The following is a 2,499-nucleotide window of genomic DNA, read 5'->3' as shown; positions in this document are numbered from 1 at the left end:
AAGCTTAAGAACCTTTGCTTAATCAAAAATAAGGTTCAAAAAATCATATAAATTTTCCGGTTTTCTATAACCTGATAAAAGGGACCAGAGGTCCCTTTATTCTTTGATTTTCTTGCATATTGACAAATATATTTGATTATTGCATAATACACATATCTGATATGTAAGATTCGCATGTCAAATAGATAAAACAAAACAAAGGAGTTAAAATGCTAGAAGGATCAAAAGGTTTGATAGCTAAAAATTTTGAGAATAAAAAAAAAGAAAAGAATATCGATAGTATTAATCGTAACATGAAATCAGTTGATACCTATGGAAATGGTACAACAGGTTACAGAATTAAAAACGGCGTTAATGCTGGTAAAGTAGTCGGTCATATCACAAGACCAAAGTCCGAAATTTAAAGTTTTATTTACCTTGCGAAAGCTTGGTAAATGAAAGTCCTATAGCCTAACATTTTTAAATTCCCTTTTAAATATTTGCTATAGGCATGTCTAAAGCGCAAAAATTTAAGCTGATTTGATATAAATGCATTTGATGCATACATCAAAATTGATGTATGAATTAATAATTTATGAAAGATAGTCTTAAAGCTGGAATTAAATACCAACACAAATTTACAATCCCAAAATCAAAAACAGTTCCAAATCTTTATCCAGAATCTGAGGAATTTAAAATTATGCCAGAAGTTTTTGCAACAGGATATTTAGTTGGATTTTTGGAGTGGGCATGTATTTTAGCAATCAAACCACATCTTGATTGGCCAGCTGAACAAAGTGTAGGCACTCATATTAATGTTAGTCACGAAGCCGCAACACCTGTTGGTCTTGAGGTTACTGCAAACGTTGAGTTAATAAAAGTTGAAGGAAAAAAATTAACTTTTAACGTAGAAGCTAGTGATGGTGTAGATGTTATTTCAAAAGGCGTGCATGAAAGATTTGTTATCAATAAAGAAAAGTTTGATAACAAAGTGAAAGAGAAAAAAATAAATTAATTTTATGCGTGTAAGTAAAAAAAGGACTTTTGTAAAAACTGCTATCTATAGGATCTGGATACTGATCACCTCTTATATTTTTCTAAGTATTGTTGGTAAGTCTTGGTCAGAATCAATTATTCCAACACTTACATTAAATTTTCTATATTCAATTGGTTATTATACTTACGATAGAATTTGGCAAAATATTAAGTGGGGAATTGAAAAATAATAAATGAATTGGATTATATTTAAATACCTGCTGACCGCAGGAATGGTTGTATTAATTTCTGAGGTTGCAAAACGTAGTGATCGATTAGGGGGATTGATTGCAGCTCTTCCTTTAGTGACCGTTTTAACTTTAAGTTGGTTATATATTGAAAACCAATCAAGTGATAAAATTGCAAATCACGCCTACTATACTTTTTGGTATGTGTTGCCAACGTTGCCGATGTTTTTAATATTTCCTTATCTATTAAAAAAATTTGGATTTTGGACTACTTTATCTTTGAGTATGGTTCTCACCTTAGTTATTTTTTACTTTTTTGCAAAAATAATGAAATTTTTTGGAGTAGAACTTTTATAACTAATTATTTTTTTTCCTAAAAAAATAAATAAAAATTAAGGCTGATAATACCTGCGATATAAAAAAGCCAATCACATCGCCTGAATAAATTCCAACAAAAGTATCCGTAAAACTTCTCGCCACTGTTAAAATTGGATTTACAAAGAATGTGGATGAGGTGAATAGATAACCTGCTGTAACTAGTAATGAAACCATCAATGGGATTTGATTTTTATTTGTACTTGCAAAATATTTAATTACAAAAAGTAATAAAAAAGTAGAGACAAATTCACTAATCCAAAAGGGGTATCCAGATCTAATCTTTGTTGAAAATTGAACAACAGGTAAATAAAAAATAATATGAGTGACAACTATACCAAGTAAAGCTCCCATAAATTGACTTAAGAAATATTTTATAAACGTTTCATTATTAATTTCTCCCTCAGACCAAGAAACCAGCGTGACTAATGGATTAAAATGTGCGCCTGAAACATTAATAAAAATTGTAATTAAAATAAAAAGCGCAATTCCTGTTGCAAGGGAATTGATTAACAAAGCAATTGCTGAATTTCCCCTTGATAAATCATAGCCCATGATACCAGAGCCGGTGACTACAAAAATTAATAAACCAGTGCCAATAAACTCAGCTAAATATTTATTGTTAATCATTGTGGTAAATTTCCCTTAGTTTAAATTTTAAATTAACGGTGTCCATAGTTGTAACAGGTAACCTTATGAGTTTTTCAATTTTAGGTTTTAATGTTTTAATTAATTCATCAAATGCTTTACGTTTTGCAATTTTATCCCCCTCAGCAGCGGATGGATCTTTAAAACCCCAATGCACTTGTAAGGGATGACCTGGCCAAATAGGGCACATTTCTTTTGCAGCGCTATCGCAAACTGTAATTACAATGTGCATTTTAGGAGCATTGGGTTTTGCAAACTCATCCCAACTTTTAGA

Annotated in this window: 6 protein-coding genes; 4 read left to right on the top strand and 2 right to left on the bottom strand. The window is 30.6% G+C overall.

Annotated elements, in window-relative coordinates:
* Positions 1-209 precede the first annotated feature (209 nt).
* The 4 genes from AC8IGH_RS04350 to AC8IGH_RS04335 all read left to right on the top strand — a co-directional run bounded on the left by AC8IGH_RS04350 (position 210) and on the right by AC8IGH_RS04335 (position 1,559).
* Positions 210-404 (top strand): hypothetical protein, encoded by a 195-nt coding sequence (locus AC8IGH_RS04350; protein WP_507419496.1) that lies wholly within the window; start codon positions 210-212, stop codon positions 402-404.
* 170 nt (positions 405-574) lie between these two features.
* Positions 575-994, top strand: coding sequence for a thioesterase family protein (locus tag AC8IGH_RS04345; RefSeq protein ID WP_507419495.1), 420 nt, complete (start codon positions 575-577; stop codon positions 992-994).
* 4 nt (positions 995-998) lie between these two features.
* Positions 999-1,205 carry a hypothetical protein gene (locus AC8IGH_RS04340; protein WP_507419494.1) on the top strand — a complete coding sequence of 69 codons (207 nt, stop codon included), beginning with the start codon at positions 999-1,001 and terminating at the stop codon, positions 1,203-1,205.
* Positions 1,206-1,208: 3 nt separating this feature from the next.
* Positions 1,209-1,559 (top strand): DUF3147 family protein, encoded by a 351-nt coding sequence (locus tag AC8IGH_RS04335; RefSeq protein ID WP_507419493.1) that lies wholly within the window; start codon positions 1,209-1,211, stop codon positions 1,557-1,559.
* Here AC8IGH_RS04335 and AC8IGH_RS04330 read toward each other — a convergent pair whose 3' ends face one another.
* Together AC8IGH_RS04330 and AC8IGH_RS04325 are read right to left on the bottom strand one after the other, a co-directional pair.
* Positions 1,560-2,207, bottom strand: a complete 648-nt coding sequence (locus AC8IGH_RS04330) for an aquaporin (RefSeq protein ID WP_507419492.1) — start codon at positions 2,205-2,207, stop codon at positions 1,560-1,562.
* A partial coding sequence (locus AC8IGH_RS04325; RefSeq protein WP_507419491.1) for a low molecular weight phosphatase family protein occupies positions 2,200-2,499 on the bottom strand: 300 nt, incomplete at its 5' end. The genes AC8IGH_RS04330 and AC8IGH_RS04325, both read right to left, overlap by 8 nt.

The sequence above is a fragment of the Candidatus Allofontibacter sp. genome (assembly GCF_038145245.1).
Lineage (GTDB): Bacteria > Pseudomonadota > Alphaproteobacteria > Pelagibacterales > Pelagibacteraceae > Fontibacterium.
The sequence above is the reverse complement of the archived record's forward strand: the minus strand, read 5'-3'. Positions and strand labels throughout refer to the sequence as shown.